The sequence below is a fragment of the Rhizobium sp. NLR22b genome (assembly GCF_019685295.1).
In the GTDB taxonomy this organism is placed as follows: domain Bacteria; phylum Pseudomonadota; class Alphaproteobacteria; order Rhizobiales; family Rhizobiaceae; genus Rhizobium.
Genome location: NZ_JABDWM010000002.1, coordinates 303,666 through 322,172, shown reverse-complemented (window position 1 = coordinate 322,172; position 18,507 = coordinate 303,666). Strand labels below are relative to the sequence as shown.

22 protein-coding genes are annotated in these 18,507 nt (G+C 61.6%); 14 read left to right on the top strand and 8 right to left on the bottom strand.

Annotated elements, in window-relative coordinates; all coding sequences use genetic code 11:
• Window positions 1-31: 31 nt before the first annotated feature.
• Window positions 32-1,495, bottom strand: a complete 1,464-nt coding sequence (locus HJC00_RS05220) for a phosphatidylserine/phosphatidylglycerophosphate/cardiolipin synthase family protein (protein WP_210632661.1) — start codon at window positions 1,493-1,495, stop codon at window positions 32-34.
• A gap of 161 nt (window positions 1,496-1,656) precedes the next feature.
• Here HJC00_RS05220 and HJC00_RS05215 point away from each other — a divergent pair, with 161 nt between their 5' ends.
• The 5 genes from HJC00_RS05215 to HJC00_RS05195 all read left to right on the top strand — a co-directional run bounded on the left by HJC00_RS05215 (window position 1,657) and on the right by HJC00_RS05195 (window position 4,507).
• Window positions 1,657-2,298 (top strand): UdgX family uracil-DNA binding protein, encoded by a 642-nt coding sequence (locus HJC00_RS05215; RefSeq protein WP_210632660.1) that lies wholly within the window; start codon window positions 1,657-1,659, stop codon window positions 2,296-2,298.
• 142 nt (window positions 2,299-2,440) lie between these two features.
• Window positions 2,441-2,707 (top strand): DUF2934 domain-containing protein, encoded by a 267-nt coding sequence (locus HJC00_RS05210; protein ID WP_210632265.1) that lies wholly within the window; start codon window positions 2,441-2,443, stop codon window positions 2,705-2,707.
• A gap of 3 nt (window positions 2,708-2,710) precedes the next feature.
• The gene (locus tag HJC00_RS05205) at window positions 2,711-3,013 is read left to right on the top strand and encodes a hypothetical protein (protein WP_221145230.1); all 303 of its coding nucleotides are present in this window, start codon (window positions 2,711-2,713) and stop codon (window positions 3,011-3,013) included.
• A 3-nt stretch (window positions 3,014-3,016) separates the two neighbouring features.
• On the top strand, window positions 3,017-3,196 hold the full coding sequence (locus HJC00_RS05200; protein ID WP_210632263.1) for a hypothetical protein: 180 nt from the start codon (window positions 3,017-3,019) through the stop codon (window positions 3,194-3,196).
• Between the two features lie 105 nt (window positions 3,197-3,301).
• Window positions 3,302-4,507 carry an MFS transporter gene (locus HJC00_RS05195; RefSeq protein ID WP_210632659.1) on the top strand — a complete coding sequence of 402 codons (1,206 nt, stop codon included), beginning with the start codon at window positions 3,302-3,304 and terminating at the stop codon, window positions 4,505-4,507.
• 109 nt (window positions 4,508-4,616) lie between these two features.
• Here the strand turns inward: HJC00_RS05195 and HJC00_RS05190 are convergent, their stop codons facing one another.
• The 6 genes from HJC00_RS05190 to HJC00_RS05165 are packed head-to-tail and all read right to left on the bottom strand — an operon-like array spanning window position 4,617 to window position 10,136.
• Window positions 4,617-5,309: an amino acid ABC transporter permease gene (locus tag HJC00_RS05190; protein ID WP_210632658.1), complete on the bottom strand. Its 693-nt coding sequence runs from the start codon at window positions 5,307-5,309 to the stop codon at window positions 4,617-4,619.
• Between the two features lie 18 nt (window positions 5,310-5,327).
• Complete coding sequence (locus tag HJC00_RS05185) at window positions 5,328-6,035, bottom strand: amino acid ABC transporter permease (RefSeq protein ID WP_210632262.1); 708 nt, start codon at window positions 6,033-6,035, stop codon at window positions 5,328-5,330.
• Window positions 6,036-6,091: 56 nt separating this feature from the next.
• Window positions 6,092-6,910: an amino acid ABC transporter substrate-binding protein gene (locus HJC00_RS05180; protein WP_221145009.1), complete on the bottom strand. Its 819-nt coding sequence runs from the start codon at window positions 6,908-6,910 to the stop codon at window positions 6,092-6,094.
• 15 nt (window positions 6,911-6,925) lie between these two features.
• Complete coding sequence (locus tag HJC00_RS05175) at window positions 6,926-7,666, bottom strand: amino acid ABC transporter ATP-binding protein (RefSeq protein WP_221145007.1); 741 nt, start codon at window positions 7,664-7,666, stop codon at window positions 6,926-6,928.
• Between the two features lie 8 nt (window positions 7,667-7,674).
• Complete coding sequence (locus tag HJC00_RS05170; protein ID WP_221145005.1) at window positions 7,675-9,150, bottom strand: NAD(P)-binding domain-containing protein; 1,476 nt, start codon at window positions 9,148-9,150, stop codon at window positions 7,675-7,677.
• Window positions 9,147-10,136, bottom strand: coding sequence for a LysR family transcriptional regulator (locus HJC00_RS05165; protein ID WP_405048782.1), 990 nt, complete (start codon window positions 10,134-10,136; stop codon window positions 9,147-9,149). Before HJC00_RS05165 ends, HJC00_RS05170 begins: the two co-directional genes overlap by 4 nt.
• A gap of 164 nt (window positions 10,137-10,300) precedes the next feature.
• On the opposite strand from HJC00_RS05165, the gene HJC00_RS05160 reads away from it, so the two are divergent.
• Window positions 10,301-10,783: a CMD domain-containing protein gene (locus tag HJC00_RS05160; RefSeq protein ID WP_210632257.1), complete on the top strand. Its 483-nt coding sequence runs from the start codon at window positions 10,301-10,303 to the stop codon at window positions 10,781-10,783.
• Window positions 10,780-11,355, top strand: coding sequence for a peroxidase-related enzyme (locus HJC00_RS05155; protein ID WP_210632256.1), 576 nt, complete (start codon window positions 10,780-10,782; stop codon window positions 11,353-11,355). The genes HJC00_RS05160 and HJC00_RS05155 overlap by 4 nt, the downstream gene beginning before the upstream one ends.
• Window positions 11,356-11,629: 274 nt before the next feature.
• Here the strand turns inward: HJC00_RS05155 and HJC00_RS05150 are convergent, their stop codons facing one another.
• A complete protein-coding gene (locus HJC00_RS05150; RefSeq protein ID WP_210632255.1) occupies window positions 11,630-12,112 on the bottom strand; it encodes an Lrp/AsnC family transcriptional regulator in 483 nt (160 codons plus the stop codon).
• Between the two features lie 96 nt (window positions 12,113-12,208).
• On the opposite strand from HJC00_RS05150, the gene HJC00_RS05145 reads away from it, so the two are divergent.
• The 7 genes from HJC00_RS05145 to HJC00_RS05115 all read left to right on the top strand — a co-directional run bounded on the left by HJC00_RS05145 (window position 12,209) and on the right by HJC00_RS05115 (window position 18,507).
• A complete protein-coding gene (locus HJC00_RS05145; protein ID WP_221145000.1) occupies window positions 12,209-13,708 on the top strand; it encodes an aminotransferase class V-fold PLP-dependent enzyme in 1,500 nt (499 codons plus the stop codon).
• Window positions 13,701-14,579, top strand: a complete 879-nt coding sequence (locus HJC00_RS05140) for an MBL fold metallo-hydrolase (protein WP_221144998.1) — start codon at window positions 13,701-13,703, stop codon at window positions 14,577-14,579. The genes HJC00_RS05145 and HJC00_RS05140 overlap by 8 nt, the downstream gene beginning before the upstream one ends.
• 78 nt (window positions 14,580-14,657) lie before the next feature.
• Window positions 14,658-15,437, top strand: coding sequence for a sulfite exporter TauE/SafE family protein (locus tag HJC00_RS05135; protein ID WP_210632252.1), 780 nt, complete (start codon window positions 14,658-14,660; stop codon window positions 15,435-15,437).
• Between the two features lie 172 nt (window positions 15,438-15,609).
• Window positions 15,610-16,983 carry a cation diffusion facilitator family transporter gene (locus HJC00_RS05130; RefSeq protein ID WP_221163770.1) on the top strand — a complete coding sequence of 458 codons (1,374 nt, stop codon included), beginning with the start codon at window positions 15,610-15,612 and terminating at the stop codon, window positions 16,981-16,983.
• A 63-nt stretch (window positions 16,984-17,046) separates the two neighbouring features.
• Window positions 17,047-17,334, top strand: a complete 288-nt coding sequence (locus HJC00_RS05125; protein ID WP_405047652.1) for a metal-sensing transcriptional repressor — start codon at window positions 17,047-17,049, stop codon at window positions 17,332-17,334.
• A gap of 4 nt (window positions 17,335-17,338) precedes the next feature.
• Window positions 17,339-17,776, top strand: a complete 438-nt coding sequence (locus HJC00_RS05120) for a YqaA family protein (RefSeq protein ID WP_210632251.1) — start codon at window positions 17,339-17,341, stop codon at window positions 17,774-17,776.
• Window positions 17,776-18,507 (top strand): ABC transporter permease, encoded by a 732-nt coding sequence (locus HJC00_RS05115; RefSeq protein WP_221144995.1) that lies wholly within the window; start codon window positions 17,776-17,778, stop codon window positions 18,505-18,507. Before HJC00_RS05120 ends, HJC00_RS05115 begins: the two co-directional genes overlap by 1 nt.

Below are 18,507 nucleotides of genomic sequence, written 5' to 3'. Positions count from 1 at the left end.
GAACTTGCCATGTCGGAATGCAAAAAATCCGTCAGAGATAGGGCGAACCCAGCCACAGGACCTTCTCGATCAGCCGCACCGGGAAGGGCCGCGCGCGTAAGCCTTCCAGCGTCACCAGCGTTGCCGATTTCAGGATTTCCTCGATATGCTCGTCGATCTCGGCGGCAAAGCCCTCATTCAGCACTTCGAGATCGACCTCGAAATTCAGCCTGAGCGAACGTGGATCGAGGTTGGAAGAGCCGACATAGGCCCAGGTGCCGTCGATCGTCAGAAGCTTCGAATGGCTGAAGCTGCCGGTCGAGCGCCAGATGCGGCAATAATTTTTGAGGATCTGATCGAATTGCGCCGTCATCGCCCGGTCGACCAGCATGAGATTGTTGAGAGCCGGCACGACGATATCGACTTCAACGCCGCGCCGCGCCGCCGTCACCAGGGCGCTGATCAGTTCGCGGTCCGGCAGGAAATAGGGCGACATGATGCGGATCGATTGACGCGCAACCGAAAAGGCGCCCATCAGCATCTTATGGTTGGTCTCGAGGCTGCGGTCCGGCCCTGAGGCGACGATGCGCATCAGGATGGGGTCGCCGGGGCTGCGCGGCGGCGGCTCGATGCGCCAGGCCTCGTCGTTCAACAGTTCGTCGGTGGTGAACCGCCAGTCTTCGGCGGCAAGATCGAAGAGATCGGTGACGACGGGGCCGGTGACGCTGAAATGCGTATCACGGGCAAAGGTCTCGCCCGTCGCCTCCTCGCTGAAACCCGCCCTGATATTCATGCCGCCGGTCAGCGCAATGCGTCCGTCGACGATCAGGATCTTGCGGTGGGTGCGCAGATTGGCATAGGGCAGCCGCAAGCCCATGATGACATTGCCGTTGAAGACGGCGACGGTGACGCCGCCCTCCTTGAGATGGCCGAGAATGCTCGGCACCGAATAACGCGCGCCGACGGCGTCGATCAGCACCCGGACCGTCACACCCCGCTTCACCGCGGCAATCAGCGCATCGGCGATCCGCAGACCAATGACATCACGGTCGAAGATGTAGGTTTCGAGCAGGATGCTGCGCCTCGCTTCATCGATGGCGGATTTCATCGCGGCATAGGCCTCATCGCCGGTCTCCAGCATGTCGATCGTATTGCCCGAGGTCAGCGGGTTGCGGGTCACCCGGTCGCCCAGCGTCTGCAGCGCCGCAAAGCGGCGGCCGAACTGGCTGATCACGGTCTCGGCGTCGGCGTCGAACGTCTCCAGCTCGTCGGTCCCCGGCGCGAGCAGCAGGGCGTCGCGGCGAATGCTCAGCGATTTGCGGCGGATGCGATTGATGCCGGCGATCGCGTAAAGCAGCGCACCGACGATTGGCGAGAGGATGATGACGCCGACCCAGCCGATTGCCGCGCGCACCTCCTCCTTGGTCATGGCGGCATGAATCGCCGCCGCGGCTCCCATGGCGATCGAAACGACAAAGAGGATATGCGGCCAGTAGGTCGACAGGAGATAGAACATCGCTGGCCAATATAGCCGCGAAACGGCGGCGTTCAATTATGCAGCCGCTCCCCCATGGCGCGAAATTTTTCTTCGGGATTGTTTTGCCGGGAGTCCCCGTTCGATCGCGGGAACAATCCCGGTTGAGATCGATTCCTCCTCAGGAGATGAGGATTGCCATCGTGAACATCGCCGCAAACATTGGTCCTGCCCTGGCGCTCGAAGTCGCGGATGCAGAAAGCATTACCGAACTCCGGCATCAGGCCGAGGACTGTACCCGCTGTGACCTTTATCGCAATGCGACGCAGATCGTCTTTGGTGAAGGCCCGGGAAAGGCCGAGATCGTCCTTGTCGGTGAGCAGCCGGGTGACCGCGAAGATATCACCGGCAGGCCCTTTGTCGGCCCGGCAGGCCATCTGCTCGACCTCTGTCTCGACGAGTCCGGTCTGGACCGTCAACGCTGCTACGTCACCAATGCCGTCAAGCACTTCAAGTTCACGCCCCGCGGCAAACGGCGCCTGCATGCGAAACCCAATGCCGGCGAGATAAGGCGTTGCGCCTGGTGGCTTGGCGCGGAGCTCAACATCCTGCAGCCGAAACTCGTGGTGGCGCTGGGCGCGAGCGCCCTCTATGCGCTGCTCGGGCCGAAGGCGAAATTGACGCCCGAGCGCGGTCATGTCCTGCAGCCTGCAAACCATCCCCCGGTTCTGGTGACAATCCACCCCTCTTATCTCCTGAGAATTCGCGATGAGGCCGAGCAGCAAAAGCAGCGCCAGGCATTCGTGTCAGATCTGCACAAGGCGGCGGAATTTCAACTTCGATGAATGCCGATTCTCAACCTTGATATGCTGCAATGCGAAATATTTGCGGTTGCGGTTCGATTTCGCTTGAAACCGGGCTCCTCCTCTGGAACCATCCTGCCAGTATCGCGTTCGAACGACGGCAAAATGTGACTGGAGATCAGCGATGGCAGAAACTCGGGAAGAGTGGATCAAGAAACGTGCATATGCCCTCTGGGAAGAAGAGGGCTATCCGACAGGGCGGGATTCCATCCATTGGGAACAGGCACGCCACGAGCGCGACGCGCTCGAAGGCTCCTCTTCCAACGGCAAAGAGGCCAAACCCAGGGTCAAGCGCGCCGCAACGACCACGAAGGCCGCCCCAGGCGCCAAGACAAACGGCGTCGTCACGCCGGCGCCCAAGCGGACTGCAAGCCGCAAGACGGCGACCTGAATATTGAAAACCGCTGACATCGTTGAAAGGGCGTCACCGTGGCGCCCTTCGGCCTCTCTTTGTCATATGTCTGAATCATCTGTGTTTTATGGAAGCTTGCAGGCGGGTTTTCCGCGCGGGGGGGTGAACAAGGGCCGGATGACGCTGCAAGCTTTGAGGCCTCCGAAAAAATTGAGCCTTCGCCCGCAAGCCGGGGATCATACAAAAACTGTTTATGGCGAAACGAGGGAGGCAGCCATGAACGATCGTATCGAAATGCTCGTCGTCGCGCCTCTTGCCGCCCGCAGCCACGCTTCCAACGTGTGAGCCATGGAAATATCGCTCCTGCTCATCGCCGCTCTGCTTTATCTCGGTCTGGCGCTCGGCTTCATCCTGGTCGTCGATAAGCTCGTCGGTCTGGTTTTCCGCGAGTCCCGTACGCCGCTGCAACTGCCCTCCTTCGACATCGGCCGCGCCTTCGCAGCGTCGCAGAAATTCCACCGGAAATAACGGTTCTCAGCTGGCGCCCGCGCGCGGTTAAAAAGTAGGGTGGATCTGGCGCATCGGCCCGAAAATCGGAATTGATTTTCGGAAAGCAGGATGAGATCGAGGACAATGGGACAGGCCCGAAGCGTTCAGCCGACGACATGGCTTTTTGCAGCGCGCTCCTTGCGCGACTTCGGCGACGGTTTCGTGGCCATCCTGTTGCCGGTCTATCTCCTTGCTCTTGGATTTTCGCCCCTGCAGGTCGGCGTCATTGCGACGACATCCCTCTTCGGATCCGCACTTTTGACGATCATCATCGGCTTTCTCGGCGCGCATCATGATCTCCGCCGCCTGCTTTTGGCCGCCGCCGGCCTGATGGTCGCCACCGGTCTCGCTATGCCGATGATCAGCGACTATGCGCTGCTGCTCGCCGTCGCCTTTGCCGGTACGATCAATCCGTCGGCAGGCAGCGTGAGCATCTTCGTGCCGCTTGAACATGCGGTCCTGGCCCGGGAGGTGACCAACGCCGATCGAACGAGAATGTTTGCGCGTTATAGCTTGGTCGGGGCGCTCGCAAGCGCCGGCGGCGCGCTTGCTGCGGCGCTGCCAGATGTCATGATGCGGCTCGGGATGACGCAACTGAGTTCGATCAGGCTGATGTTCGTTGTCTATGCGCTCGTCGGCATTCTCGGCGGCCTTCTTTATGCCCGCATACCGCCTCGCCCGGTGACGCACGAAGACCACAAGCCGGCGGCACTCGGGCCTTCGCGGGCCATTGTCATGAAGCTCGCAGCCCTCTTCAGTCTCGATGCCTTTGCCGGAGGTTTCGTGGTCCAGTCCTTGCTCGCGCTGTGGCTGTTCGAACGATTCGATCTTTCGCTATCCGAGGCTGGAGTGTTTTTCTTCTGGACGGGCGTGCTGTCGGCGTTTTCGTTTCCTGTCGCCGCCCGGCTATCGAAGCGGATTGGACTCGTGAACACCATGGTGTTCACCCACATCCCGTCCAGCCTTGCCCTCGGCCTTGCCGCATTCGCCCCCACCTTGCCACTGGTGCTTGCCTTGCTGCTGGTCCGGGCCGCGCTTTCGCAGATGGATGTGCCAACCCGTTCTTCCTACGTGATGGCTGTTGTCACTGAGGCGGAGCGAGCCGCTGCCGCAAGCTTCACATCGGTGCCGCGCAGCCTCGCATCGGCGGCCAGCCCTGCGCTGGCAGGTGCTCTTTTTGCCGCGTCTTATCGGGCCTGGCCGTTTGTCATCTGCGCCGGCCTGAAGATCATATACGACCTCTTGCTGTTGCTGCAGTTCCGCCATCTCAAGCCGCCCGAGGAATCCTGAAGTGCACTGCCTGCCTCGGGCGGAAGTTCATCGGCTACCGCCCGTAAAACGCAGCGCTGACGCTGCGCCGCGGGCGCGAGCAGCGTCAGCTGCAACGCGCCTATGCCCCTCAGGTTCGTATTCTGAGCGCTCGTTCCGTTCTGTCGGCGATTTGGGTCACGGCATAGGCGATCACCATGTAGATCACCACGGCAACCAGGAAGGCTTCGAGATAGTAGAAGTTCAGCGCCGCGGTCAACTGCGACTGTGCGAAGATGTCGACCACCTCGATGGCGAATCCTAGCGACAGCGCCTTCATGATCACCATGAAGGAGTTGGCGAGATCCGGGATGGCCGCGACGATAACCTGCGGCAGCATGACCCGGCGGAAGAGCTGGCTCTTCTTGTAGCCGAGCGAATAGGCGGCGTCCGCCTGCCCCGTGTCGAACGAGTTCAGCGCGCCCTTGACCACCTCCGCCTGGAAAGCCGCGACGCAGGCCGTCAGGGCGACGATGAGCGTCACCCAGTTCGGCGTCGAGTGACCATTGTACTCCACGCCGACGAGCGAGGTGAGGAACCGCAGCGTCGACGGAAGTCCATAATAGGCAAGGAAGATCACCACCACCATCGGGACGCCCTTGAACGCCACCTTGTAGGCGATCACGAGCTGGCGGAGCACCGGGATCCTCTGATACTCGACCATGGCGAACAAGCTGCCGACGACCGTCGACAGGACGAAGATGGCGAGCGCCATGACAAGCGTCAGCGGCACAGCGCCCAGGATCTCATAAAGGTCGGGGAGAAGAACTTCGCTGTCGAAAATCATGACTTCCTTCCTCGATCAGACGCTGGCCATCAATGGGGCACGGACTGTCTTTTCGCCTGGTACGTACCTGCCGGAGCGGCGCTCGAAGAGCCGAACGGTCGCCCAGGCGATGAGGCAAAGGACCGAGTACAGCACCGCCAGTACGAGGTAGGTCTCGAACTGATACTGGTTGTAGTCCCGCTCCATGACGAGGTGGGCGGTGGCCATGACGTCGGCCGCGCCGATGTACATGACAAGCGCCACGTTGTGGATCAGGTAGATGATCGAGTTTCCATACCCCGGCAGCGCAATATGGACGGCCTGCGGAGCGATGACGCGCAGCAGCTTATGGCGGAAGGTGTAGCCCAAGCTGTCCGCCGCATCGTGCTGGCCTCGCTCGACTGCGAGATAGGCCGGACGCATGACCTCCGAGAGATAGCCGCCATGGTAGAGGCTGAGGCCCAGCATGGCGGCGATCGTCGGCGAGACGAAGTCGCCGATACCGAATAGGCCGACGAGCACGGGGAGCCCGTAGAAGGCGACGAACAACTGAAGGACGACGGGAACGCTGCGCGCATAGGATACGTAGAGGTCGGCCAACTGGCTAATCACAAGGATCCTGCGCACCCGGAACGTCGTCGCGATCAATGCCAGCACGAAGCCGGCGGCCATGGCCGTGAATGTGATCGCAAGCGTCAGCGGCAATGCCGAAAGCAACTCGGGGATCATTATGGAAAGGTCCACTTGGGAACGCTCCTTCTTTCAGTCTTGGGCCTGGTCGCCGGCTTCGACGCCCGGCGTTACTTCATGTACGTGGTGATGTCCTCGCCGAACCATTTCTGCGAGAGCTTGGCGAGCGTGCCGTCGGCCTTGAGCTCCTTCAAAGCCTTGTCGATGCCGTCGGCGAGCGCCTTGTTCTCTTCCGAGCGGTGGATGAGCACGAAGGTATTATTGATCGCGACCGGCTCACTTGCCTGGACATTCAGCTTCTGCTGGTCGATCACGGTCTGCTCGCCGAGATTCGACGGCAGGACGAGCGCGTCATACTTGCCGTTCTCGACCTCCTTCAGGCGATCCGGATAGGGAATGCCGGCGCTCGAAGCCGTGATCTCGATCTTGTAGTCGGGGTTCTGCTCTTGCCATGCGGTCGCGAACTTGTAGATGCCGCCGCCCGCCGTCACCGGCACGATCTTCTTGCCGACGAGATCCTTCATCTCCTTGATGCCGCTGTCCTTGCGGCTGTAGATCTTGATCAGGCTGGCGCCGATCGGCGCTTCCGGAATGAGGAACTGCTTTTCGCGGGCGGGAGCACGGTAGTAGCCGCCGGTTGCGACATCGTACTTGCCGGTCGCGAGGCCCGTCTCCTGCGCGATGTCGGCAGCACCCTCCATCACGAACTTGTACTGCGGCAGCTTGGCGTTGATCGCCTTCAAGACGTCGGGCTCGTAGCCCTGCGGTTCGACGCCGATCGCGCCCCAGGAGAGCGGCTTCGATTCCGCCGCGGTGGCGATCTTGATCGTCCGAACGTCCTCGGCGAAGGACGCGGTTGCGAACGCGATCGCGACGCCTGCTACGGCGAGACCGAGACCACGGCGGGAGATTGAACTCATGGAAGTCATTTCAGGCATCCTTTCTTACTGGATCGCGCGTTCGGAATTGAGAAACTGAGCGAGGCGCGGGTTGGACGGCGTGTCGAAGATTTCGGACGGACTGCCGTCGGCTGCGACGACACCCCGGTCCATGAAGACGATGCGGTTCGAGATGTTTTTGGCGAACTGCATCTCGTGCGTGACGAGAAGCGAGGTGATGCCCGAGGACGTTACATCCTTGATCACCTTGAGAACCTCGTTCACGAGTTCGGGATCGAGCGACGAGGTCGGCTCGTCGAAGAGCATCACGTCCGGTTTGACCGCGAGCGCTCTGGCGATGCCCGTTCTCTGGAGCTGCCCGCCGGAAAGCTGCGACGGGTAGTTGTCGAGCTTGTCGGAAAGCCCCACCCGCTCAAGCTCCTGCAGCGCGATGGCGCGGGCTTCGTCCTTGGCCTTGCCCTGTACGACCATCAGCGGATCCATGACGTTCTGAATAACCGTCATGTTCTTGAAGACGTTGAACTGCTGGAACACCATCGCGGTGCGCAGACGGATCGCCCGAACGGCGGTCTTGTCCGGCCGCGCGAAGTCCATCCTGATATCGTCGAAGGCAATCGTTCCGGATGCCGGCTTCGCTAGATGGTTGATGCACTTCAACAGCGTCGTCTTGCCGGTTCCGCTGGGACCGATGATCGAAACCACGTCACCTCGTTTCACCGAGAGATCGACGCCATTCAGGATCTGCGTGCGACCGTAGGACAGCTTCAGGTTCTTGATCTCAAGCATTTCGGATCTCAGGTCCTTTCGGAAGATAGTTCGGAAAGCGCTTCGGTCTCGGCATCGAACCACTCGTCGCCGAGAAGTTCCGGCGTGTCGAAGGCCCGGAGGTTTGCAAAGTGCTTCTCGCGGTCTTCGACGAAGAGCGATCGGACGACGCCGCGCGCCAGGCGGTCGGCGCCCTCGCTGATTGCAGGGATGTCGCCGGTGAGCTTGCCGTGGCTGAGGGTCGCCGGGAAGTTGAAGCAATGAATCTTCGAGAGAACCGGGCAGGAACCCGGTTCCCTCTCAAGGAACTCGAAAGCCTCGCCAAGATCGGGCGATCCTTCAAGCTCCGCATTCGCCATCCCGGCCGGCGTCGGAAAGCGGTCGCGCCAAAGTCGGATGTGGGGTTCGAAGACGGCCAGTTCCGGCCGATTGGTCAGATCGATCTTGAAGCCGGTCCCGAAGATCAAGAAGTCGAGGGGGTAGCTGGCCTTCGACGTCGTCACGAGGAGCTGGTCGCCGTCCTGCTGCAGGCCGGTGATCGGGCTTTGGAGATGAAGGTGGGCCTGCTCGAAGGAGCTGACGCGCAGCACGCTCGGACGCGGCGGTGGCGTCTGCTGGCTCATGGCGTAGTCGAGGAAGCGCCACTTCCATTCGTCCGGCAGTCCGGCGAAGCCATGGACGACGCCCTGGCTGCCGATGCCGGTGAACTTGTTGATCCGCGGCAGTTCCTTGCGGCGGACGAACATGTCGAGGCGGGCGACACCGGCTTCGAGCGCCGTCGCGGCGTTGTCCATCGCCGACGCACCCGCACCGATCACCCCTACCCGCTTGCCGCGCAGCGCTGCGAAGTCGATCGCATCGGCGGTGTGCGCCCAGAACCTGCGATCGATATTTTCGGCGATGTCGGGCACGAAGGGGCCGCCGAGACCGTCGCGGCCGGTTGCAAGAACCACATGGCGGGCGATGATCGTTTCCGTGCGGCCATTCTCGCTGCAGGCGAGGTCGAGCATGCCGTCGTCGCGCGGCAGGATCGCATCGACCGAGACGCCGTTGCGCACCGGCAGCTCGAGCACCTTCCGATACCAGATCAGGTAGTCCATCCACGTCTCGCGCGGCGCCCGGTCGAGTGCCACCCACGCCGCGCTTCCAAAGCGCGCTTCATAATAGGCCCGGAAGGTGAGCGCCGGCAGTCCCATCGCGGGACCGGTGAGTTGTTTGGGAGATCGAAGGGTACGCATCCGGGCGAAAGTGACCCACGGCCCTTCCTCCCCGGCAGGTGCCTTGTCGAGGGTGACATGGTTGGCGACGCCAAGGCGCTTCAGCATTCCGGAAGCGACGAGGCCTGCCATGCCGCCGCCGATGATGACGACGTCGATGACAGGCTTGCCATCAACTTCACGCGCCGGAACCCAGGCCTTGGCAGGCAGTTCCAGCCAGGTGAGGTCCTGACGCAGACGCGCTTCGAGGGCGTGAAGATTGTCCGGATGTGTGGAGAGATCGCTCATGCGGGCGCTCCTTCGGGAATTGCCGCCTGCCCGTAAACCGTGTCCGCCAAGGTTTCGATGCCATTCGCCTCCAGCAGGCGGCAGCCGGGCATCTTCAATGCCTCGAGTCGCGCGGCATCGATTACGGCGGCGACGGTCGGTGCGAGCGGCAACGCCGCCGCCGTAATCGCACCGAACAGGAACGGAATGGCCTGGTCGAGCACGCGCATGACGATGCCATCGAGGGGCACGCCGCAGACGGTCGCGGGCTCGACGATGGCAATGCCAAGTCCTGCGCGCACCAGCGAGAGCGCAGTCAGCGAGGCGTTGACGTCGATGATGCGATCCGGCGCCACCCCTGCCCGTTCCAGCGCCTCGTCGACGCGATGACGAAGCCGATAGGGGTTCGCAAGCGTGATGATGCGACGCTCCGCCAGATCGGCCAGGCGAACGACATCGTTCGCAGCGAGAGGATCGTCGGCGCCGATGGCAATCACGCACGGTGCTTCCGCGATCCAGTGGATGTCAAGACCGGGATGTTCGAGCGGCAGGCTCGATATGCCGAGATCGGCCGACCGGGCGAGAACCGCCTGCACGACGTTTTCGGCGGCGAGCGCCTGGACGTGGAGATGACGCGGGATCAGGTCGGGCGAGACGGCCGCCAAAGCCTTCGGCAGGATTCCTGCAGCAAGGGATGGCGTTGCCGCGATGGTCAAGGTCGCGGGCTCGTCAAGACCGATTGCCTCGGCCCGTTCGCGGATGTGGGTCAGGCTGGCGAGATGACGTTCGACCTCGGCATGGAAGCGCAGTCCGCGCGACGTCGGCTGGATGCGCGGACCGCTTCGGTGGAGGAGCGCATAGCCCAGATCGGCTTCCAGATCCTGGATCTGCCGCGTCACGGCTGGCTGCGAACGGCCGAGCAGCCGGGCTGCGCCGGTGACGCTGCCAGCCGACATCACTGCCGCGAAGGCTTCGAGTTGCCGAATGTCGAACGGGTTTCTATTCATATTCAACATGAACTCCCGCCAGCCATGCTTTTGGAAGCATGGGCTTCCCATAATTTGAGCGGATAGTAGATAATTATTTCGCATGGATTGCAAGCCTTCATGCTATTTTGACATAATGAACAGACCCGATCTAATGCTCTCCAGCGAGATGAAAGGAGCCTGCCTTGACGCTCATCCAAACTCTTGCCGCCGTCAGACCCGGTTCGGCCCTTGCCGAAGCCATGGGAAAGCGGGCGGAGATCCTGCGCCTCAGCGAAGCCGCCCACGACGCAGTCCTTCTTCCGCGTGATCCCGGTGGCCTGTCGTATGGTCTCAGGGCGGCGCTTGCCGCCCGTATGGCCCGTCATAACCACAACGAAAAACTGGCGAAGCACTACGACGAACTGGTGAAACGTGCCGCCGAGGCATCGACAGCGCCGCTCGCTAAGCCGGGTACTAGCGCAACCGATGAACGCATCGCAGAGATCGTCCGCCATGCGGACCGACTGACGGTCGCGCCGCAGGAAGCGACCCGCGACCACATAGAAGGATTGCGCCGTGCGGGAACGACCGACGCCGACATCGTCCGGCTGTCGGAGCTTGCGGCCTTCGTAAATTATCAGGTTCGAGTCATCGCAGGGCTGGCGCTGATCGGAGGAAGACAATGAGCGAAGTCGTCCACACCTTCACCACCCAGGTTCCGCGCTGGCAGCCTTACGTCATTCCAGTCGATCTTGAAACTGCGACCGCCGAGCAGCGGGAGGCAATGCAGGTCACGCCCTCCAACAAGGGCATCTCCCCCTACGTCCTGACGCTTGCGCACGACCCGGAATCCCTCGCTGTCCGCTCACCCCTGTTCAACCTGATCATGTACGGGAAGGACGGGCTTTCACCGGGAGAACGCGAACTAGGCGCCACTGCTGCTTCCGTCGTCAATCGCTGCGTCTACTGCGCCGCCGTCCATGCCTCCCGGTTCATCAGCCATACCAAGCGGACTGACGTGATCGACGCCATTTTCGCCGATGGGCTCGACGCCGAACTCGATGAGCACCTTCAAACCATCTTCGATTTCTCCGCCCATCTGTCGATGACGCCGCCGAAAGCAACGCAAGCTGACGCGCAGGCGCTGACGGACGTCGGTCTTTCCGAGCTTGAGGCCCTGGACCTCGTGCTGTCGTCCGCCATATTCGGCTGGGCGAACCGCCTGATGCATACGCTCGGCGAACCAGTCAAGGACTAGGTGCTTTGGCAGGCAGAAGTTCCACATCGCGTCCCGGTCTGGAGTTGATCCGTCGCGCCCGGAGCTGATTCGCATAAGTTAGAAAACTGAGCTGTCTGACGGTTGAAGCTTCTTGAACCGCTGCCTATCGAATTGAGGTCGTCGCAGCCCACGACGACTTCGCGCCGGCGCGACGGAGCAGTGTGGCCGCCGGCATTCATACCTGGCCCCGGAATTAGGCGGTGAGGTTTGAATGCCACGCCGCTGGGGGTGCACCGCGGATTCGGCGTAGGCGTCACCGCATGCGCATCAGGTCCACAGCGCGATTGCTGATGATTGCTTCCATCGAAAAATAGCCGGTCACTGTCGCAAGATCGAAGTTTGTTATCAGCTTCTGGTAGAACGCATCATAGCCCGACATTCCTTTGGTGATGACCTTGATCAGGTAGTCCCAGTCGCCGCCTATTCGGTAGAAATCGACGACTTCCGGCATCCGGTCGACGTGCTTGCGAAAATCTTCCGACCATTCCTTTGAGTGATGGCGAGTTCGGATCATGACGATCACCGTGAGATCAAAACCGAGCGCTTCGAAATCGATGGAGGCGCGCGATCCTTTGATGATGCCTGTCGCATAAAGGCGCTGAAGCCGGCGCCAGCAAGCATTCTGCGACAGTCCGACCTGCTCGGCCAAGTCACGTTGAGAAAGCGAAGAATCCCGCTGCGCGCACGTCAGAATCCTCAGATCAATTTCGTCGATTTTCAAATTATTATCGATCATACGACCCAACCTTATCCCATTCATCCAAAAAATTGGTGAAGTTTTCAACGGTGATGCAGATTAGAATCGTTGTCAAACCCTTCGCGGAGGATGACGATGCACGAGCTGGCGGCGCACTATCCATCAAAAGAACTCTCCACTGTTCTCGGCAAGTTCAAGAGTGATCTCAACCGAGATGACCCCATCGGCAGGTTCAGGGCGGGGCTGATAGGCTCAAAGGCGAAGGTCGACGGCCCGTTCGGCCCCAGGGATCTCGTCTATGCCGACTATGTGGCTTCGGGACGCGCCCTCAGACAGATCGAAGAATTCATCCTCGAAGACGTCCTTCCCTACTACGCGAACAGCCATACCGAGGCGTCCTATTGCGGAGGGATGATGACCCGGCTTCGACGGGAAGCCCGCTCAATCATTGGAGAGCTCTGCGGTGCCGATCGACAGCATGCCGTCATTTTTGCGGGATCCGGCGCGACGGCGGGCCTCAATCGCCTGGTGAACCTGCTGGGCGTCACCGATGCGATCGCGGCCGGCAAAAGCGTGCGCGTCATCCTCGGCCCATATGAACACCACTCGAACATCCTGCCTTGGCGCGAGAGCGGAGCGGAGGTCATCGAAATTGTCGAGGGCAACGACGGTGGCCCCGATCCGGTCATGTTGCAGAAGGGCCTTGAGAACACCCCAGCAGATTTGACCATTTGCTCGTTCTCTGCCGCATCGAACGTCACTGGCATCCTGACCGACGTCACGGCGCTCACGAAGATTGCAAAGGCTGCAGGCGCCAAAGTGGTCTGGGACTACGCGGGGGCCGGACCATACGTTCCGATTGCGATGACTCCCGACCATGGTGCCGAAATCGACGCCATCGTCGTGTCACCCCACAAGTTCCTGGGCGGCCCAGGGGCTTCCGGCGTATTGGTCGTGCGGCACGACGCGGTGGTGGCGAGCAGGCCATCCTGGTCCGGTGGCGGCACGGTCAAATTCGTTTCACCCACGGGTCACGATTACAGCGACAGCCTGGAGTCTCGGGAGGAAGCGGGAACGCCCAACGTCATCGGCGACATCCGTGCGGCGCTCGCCTTCCTGGTCAAGGATGCGATCGGACTCGATGCAATCAAGCGGCTGAATGACGAATACACGCGGCGCGCCTTCACCGCGTGGAAGGACGTTTCGGAGATCGAACTGCTTGGCTCCACCTCTATTGCACGCTTGCCGATCTTTTCGTTTCGCGTGCGCGATGGCAAGGGCAGCTACATCCACCAGCAATTGGTCACCCGCATGCTCAGCGACCGGTTTGGCATTCAGGCCCGTGGCGGCTGCGCCTGCGCTGGTCCTTACGTGCATCGGCTGCTTTCGATAGACGCCCGGACGTCGCAGCGCATGCGGCAGGCGATCTTGGCTGGCAACGAAATCGAGAAGCCCGGATTCACGCGGCTCAACTTGAGCGTCCTGGCATCGGACGAAACGGTTGCCTTCATCCTGGATTCGGTCGCGCAACTCGCGCGGGATGCATCGGCCTATGTCGGGCAATACACCTTCGATCCGGCGCGCGCGATTTTCTCACCGGTCGCGTCCGGTCGACAGGAGGCGGCCTGTGCGTAGACCTGATGTCGCCGCCTTCTTCGACCCGCGTACCTTCTCGATTCAATACGTGGTCAGCGATCCGCAAACCAGGGCCTGTGCGATCATCGACCCGGTTCTCGACTTCGATGAGAAGTCAGGATCGACGACGACCCACAACGCCGAGATGCTGTTGGGTCACATTCGGGACCAGGACCTGCGCCTGCACTGGATCCTCGACACGCATCCGCATGCCGATCACCTTTCGGCCGCCGCCTATCTGAAGGAGGTGACCGGCGCGCCAACGGCGATCGGGAGCCGCATCACGGATGTTCAGAAAATCTGGTCGAAGATCTACAACCGGCCTGATCTTCCCGTCGACGGCAGCCAGTGGGATCGGCTCTTCTTCGATGGAGACACCTTCTCTGTTGGGAACATCGAGGTCGGCGTCATGTATTCGCCCGGCCACACCCTTGCCTCGATCACCTACACAGCGGGCGACGCCGTGTTCGTTCATGACACTGTCTTCATGCCGGACAGCGGCACTGCCCGCGCGGATTTTCCAGGCGGTAGCGCCAGGTCACTCTGGTTGAGCATTCAGAACATCCTGACATTACCCGGCGATACGCGCCTCTTTGTGGGACATGACTATCAGCCCGGCGGCCGGCAACCACTCTGGGAAAGCACAGTAGAACGTCAGAGGGCGGAAAACATCCATGTTGCGCGATGTGCTTGCGCCGATGCGTTCGTCAACCTTCGGGAGGCGCGTGATCGGACGCTGCCAATGCCGAAGCTCATACTTCACGCGCTGCAAGTCAACATCAACGGCGGCCGGCTACCGGAACCCGAAGGAAACGGCCTTCGCTACCTCAAGCTCCCGATGGGTGCCTTTCAAGGTTCCGTCTGGTCCTGAGCAACCCGATCGCTGTTCTCGGCGATACGGCACCTCGTCCGCTTACTGAACATTCTATGCTCGAGCAGGATCCTGAAAATGGCGCTAGATCTTTTTCAATATGGCATGGGGACCCTCAGCGGCGCCTTGGTTGGCTTCACCCTCGCCCTTTTGGGCGGCGGAGGCTCCATCCTTGCAGTCCCGCTTCTTGTGCATGCCGTAGGGCTGACCGACGCCCATACCGCCATTGCCACCAGCGCCGTTGCCGTTGCTTCGAATGCGTTGATCAGCCTGGTCATGCACGCGCGCCGAGGAACGGTGATATGGCGGTATGCGGGACTTTACTGCGCGACTGGGACCGTCGGGGCGCTGCTCGGAGCATCGATCGGAAAGATGCTCGATGGGAAGCATCTACTTTTGTATTTCTCGGGGCTGATGATCGCCATCGCCATCTTGATGCTGCGTCGAATAAGCGTCGCCAGCGAAGATACCTGTATCTTCGAACCTCGGAACACCACCAAGGTTCTTGCGATCGGTGGTGGAAGCGGCGTCGTCTCCGGTTTTTTCGGAATCGGCGGCGGCTTCCTGATCGTCCCCGGCCTGGTGTTTTCCACCGGAATGCCGACGATCAATGCGGTGTCGACCTCTTTGGTCGCGATCGTGGCGTTCGGTTCGACTACGGCTGCCACCTATTCCATCTCAGGTCTCGTCGACTGGCCGCTCGCCGCGGTCTTCATCGCGGGAGGCGCGTTTGGCGCCGTCCTCGGCTGCAAGCTTGTGCACCGCCTTAGGCCCTATCAATCTGCGCTCAACAGTGTTTTTGCGGGCGCCATTCTCACGTTCGGCATCGCCATGGCGTGGAGCACCCTCCTCGGATAGGTCGCCGTTAGCCCCGGTCAATGTGCTTGTGCTTCCACATTCCCTTCAGATTGCCGAGCAGCGGCTTGCCGGCACCTGCATGTAACGGTTTAACGAGTCGGCTCCCGGCGTTCGAGCTTGCCCTATCCTCTCCAGGGGGATAGGAATGGCGGTTTCGAACCTGGAGCAGGCAATGCTTTCGACTATCAAGGAATTGTTCGATTTCGGCCGGGCGGGCCAGGCGCATTCGCACGTCCACGGCGCGCATGGGCACTCGCACGGTGAGGGCGGACACGGCCACACGCACGGCGTCGTCGACCCGAGCATCGCCTCCTCCGAGCGCGGCATCTGGGCCATCAAATGGTCCTTCGTCATTCTGGCGATCACCGCAGCGCTGCAGCTGGTCGTCGTCTTCTATTCGGGCAGCGTTGCGCTCCTTGCGGACACCATCCACAATGTCGGCGACGCCGCGACGGCCATTCCGCTGTGGATCGCCTTTTCGCTCGTCCGTCGGGCGCCGACGAAGACTTTCAACTACGGTCTCGGCCGCGTCGAGGAGTACGCCGGCCTCGTTATCGTTCTCATCATTCTCTTCAGCGCGCTCGTCGCCGGCTACGAAGCGATCGACCGCCTCTTGAATCCGCAGCCGATTACACAGCTCGCCGCGGTCGCAATCGCGGGCGTCGTCGGCTTCGTCGGTAATGAGGCAGTCGCGGTGTTCCGCATCCGGGTGGGCCGCGAGATGAACAGCGCAGCGCTGATTGCCGACGGTTACCATGCGCGCACCGACGGCCTGACAAGTCTTGCGGTCGTGCTCGGCGCGATCGGCGTCTGGCTTGGCTTCCCGCTCGCCGACCCCATTGTCGGCCTCATGATTACGCTGGCGATCTTCGGCATCGTCTGGCAGTCCGCGAGGGCCATTGTCACCCGTAGCCTGGATGGCGTCGAACCGGGGATCACGGACGATATCCGCCATGCAGCCGAACGCATCAGAGGTATCGACGAGATCATCGACGTAAAGGCCCGCTGGCTTGGCCATAAGCTCTTCACCGACGTGGTCATCGCCGTCGATCGGTCGAAGACCGTTTCGGAGGCGAACGCCATCGCGACCGCCCTGCGCCGCGAGTTGCAGGGACATCTGCCCTCGCTTGGAAACGCCACAATCCAGTTCGACGACGGCGGCGCGACCCCGGCTTCGGCTTCCGCGGCGCACGAGCATCAGCCGGCACATGCCGCACCTGACCATCATCACGCGCCCGCTCCGTTCACGGTGAGTTCCCGATTGGCGACCGGACTGCTGGAGATCGTCGACACGCCGGACGGCGAGCGCCTACGCCTTTCGATCTCGAAGCACGTCAAGGGACTCGAGGCCGTGGTGGAGATCGCCCGCGATGGCAGTGTCGAACGGCTGCCGCTTCTTCCTTCGCCGACCGATCATCATGCTTTGGTAAGCGCCGTCGCCCCGGCCGAACCGCACGAGTTCGACGCCATGCTGAAGCTGATGGCGGGCGTCGAGATCGACGACCTTCCCTTCCGGATGGAAGAGCCGGAAGGCCATCATCACTGACTTGTCCCGGGGGCGGTCGCCGGCGTAAGATCGAGCCGCCTTCCCCTCGGAAGGATCGAGAACATGGACACGATGAGCGAACCGCACACCCACGCCACCCATCCGGAGATCGTCAAACGCCTGAAGCGGGCCGAAGGCCACCTCCGAAGCGTCATCGCGATGATCGAGGGCGGCAAGCCGTGCCTCGACATCGCGCAACAGCTTTCCGCCGTCGAGAAGGCCATCGTCAACGCCAAGCGCACGCTGATCCAGGACCATCTCGACCATTGCCTCGAAGACACCGTCGGCGCCCTCCCCCGCGATAAGCGGCAGTCGATCGACGAGTTCAAGACGATCACGAAATATCTTTGACTGCATGGCCGACCTGCTGGCCTATCTGGGATTGTTCGCGACCGCCTTCGGGGCTGCGACGATCATGCCGATGCAGTCGGAAGCCGTTCTGGTCGGCCTCCTCCTGTCCGAGAAATTCCCTGTCTTCTGGTTGCTCGTCGTTGCCAGTCTCGGCAATGTTCTCGGTGCACTGGCGAACTGGCTGCTCGGCCGCGGCATCGAACGCTTTCGGGAGAAACGGTGGTTTCCAGTGGGACCGACGGCCCTCGACCGGGCGCAGCTATGGTATCGTCGCTTCGGCAAATGGTCGCTGCTCGCAAGCTGGCTGCCAATCGTCGGCGACCCGATTACGGTCGTGGCCGGTCTCTTGCGGGAGCCCCTGCCGACCTTCCTGCTGTTGGTGACCGTCGCCAAAGTGGGGCGATATCTGGTGCTTGCAGCAGTGACAACGGGGCTGGCCTGATGTTTCAGCAGATCATCGACATCCAGCGGGAAATTTACCTGACCTTTGCCGGCCATATAAAGGACTTCGCCGCGGGCAGTGGCTGGGCATCGTTTCTGGCCTTCCTGCCGATGGGCGTCGTCTTCGGGGCCGTTCATGCGATGACCCCCGGCCACAGCAAATCGGTGCTCGCCACCTATCTGGCGGGCTCGTCCGCAAAAGCGCATCGGGCGCTCTTCGTGTCGCTCGCGCTGTCTTTCACCCATGTCACGATGGCCGTGGTGATCGCGCTGCTCGCCCTTCCCCTGATATCGCCCTCATTCGTCGACGCCGGGTCGTCGCCGGCACTCGAGGTCGTCAGTCGCGGGCTGCTGGGCGTCATCGGTCTCTGGATGGTGCTGACCGCGCTCCTCCGGCATAGCCACTCGCACGCTCAGGGTGAAGGCCTGCTGATGGGATTTGCCGCCGGCCTCGTGCCATGCCCGCTTACCTTGTTCGTGATGACTTTCGCGATGATCCACCAGGTCGTCGTCACCGGCCTGCTGTTCGCCGCCACGATGATGATGGGCGTCGCTCTGACCTTGTCCGCGGTCGCCCTGCTCGCAGTGGTCTTCCGGAACAGGATCTCCTATCTGATGAGAAGGCATCCGCAATTGCTTGCCTCCGTCTCGCGCGCGACGTCCGGTGTGGCTGGCCTCGTGCTCGTCGCCGTCGCCGCGGTCGAGATAGCGAACTGGCTGAACGCGCGATGA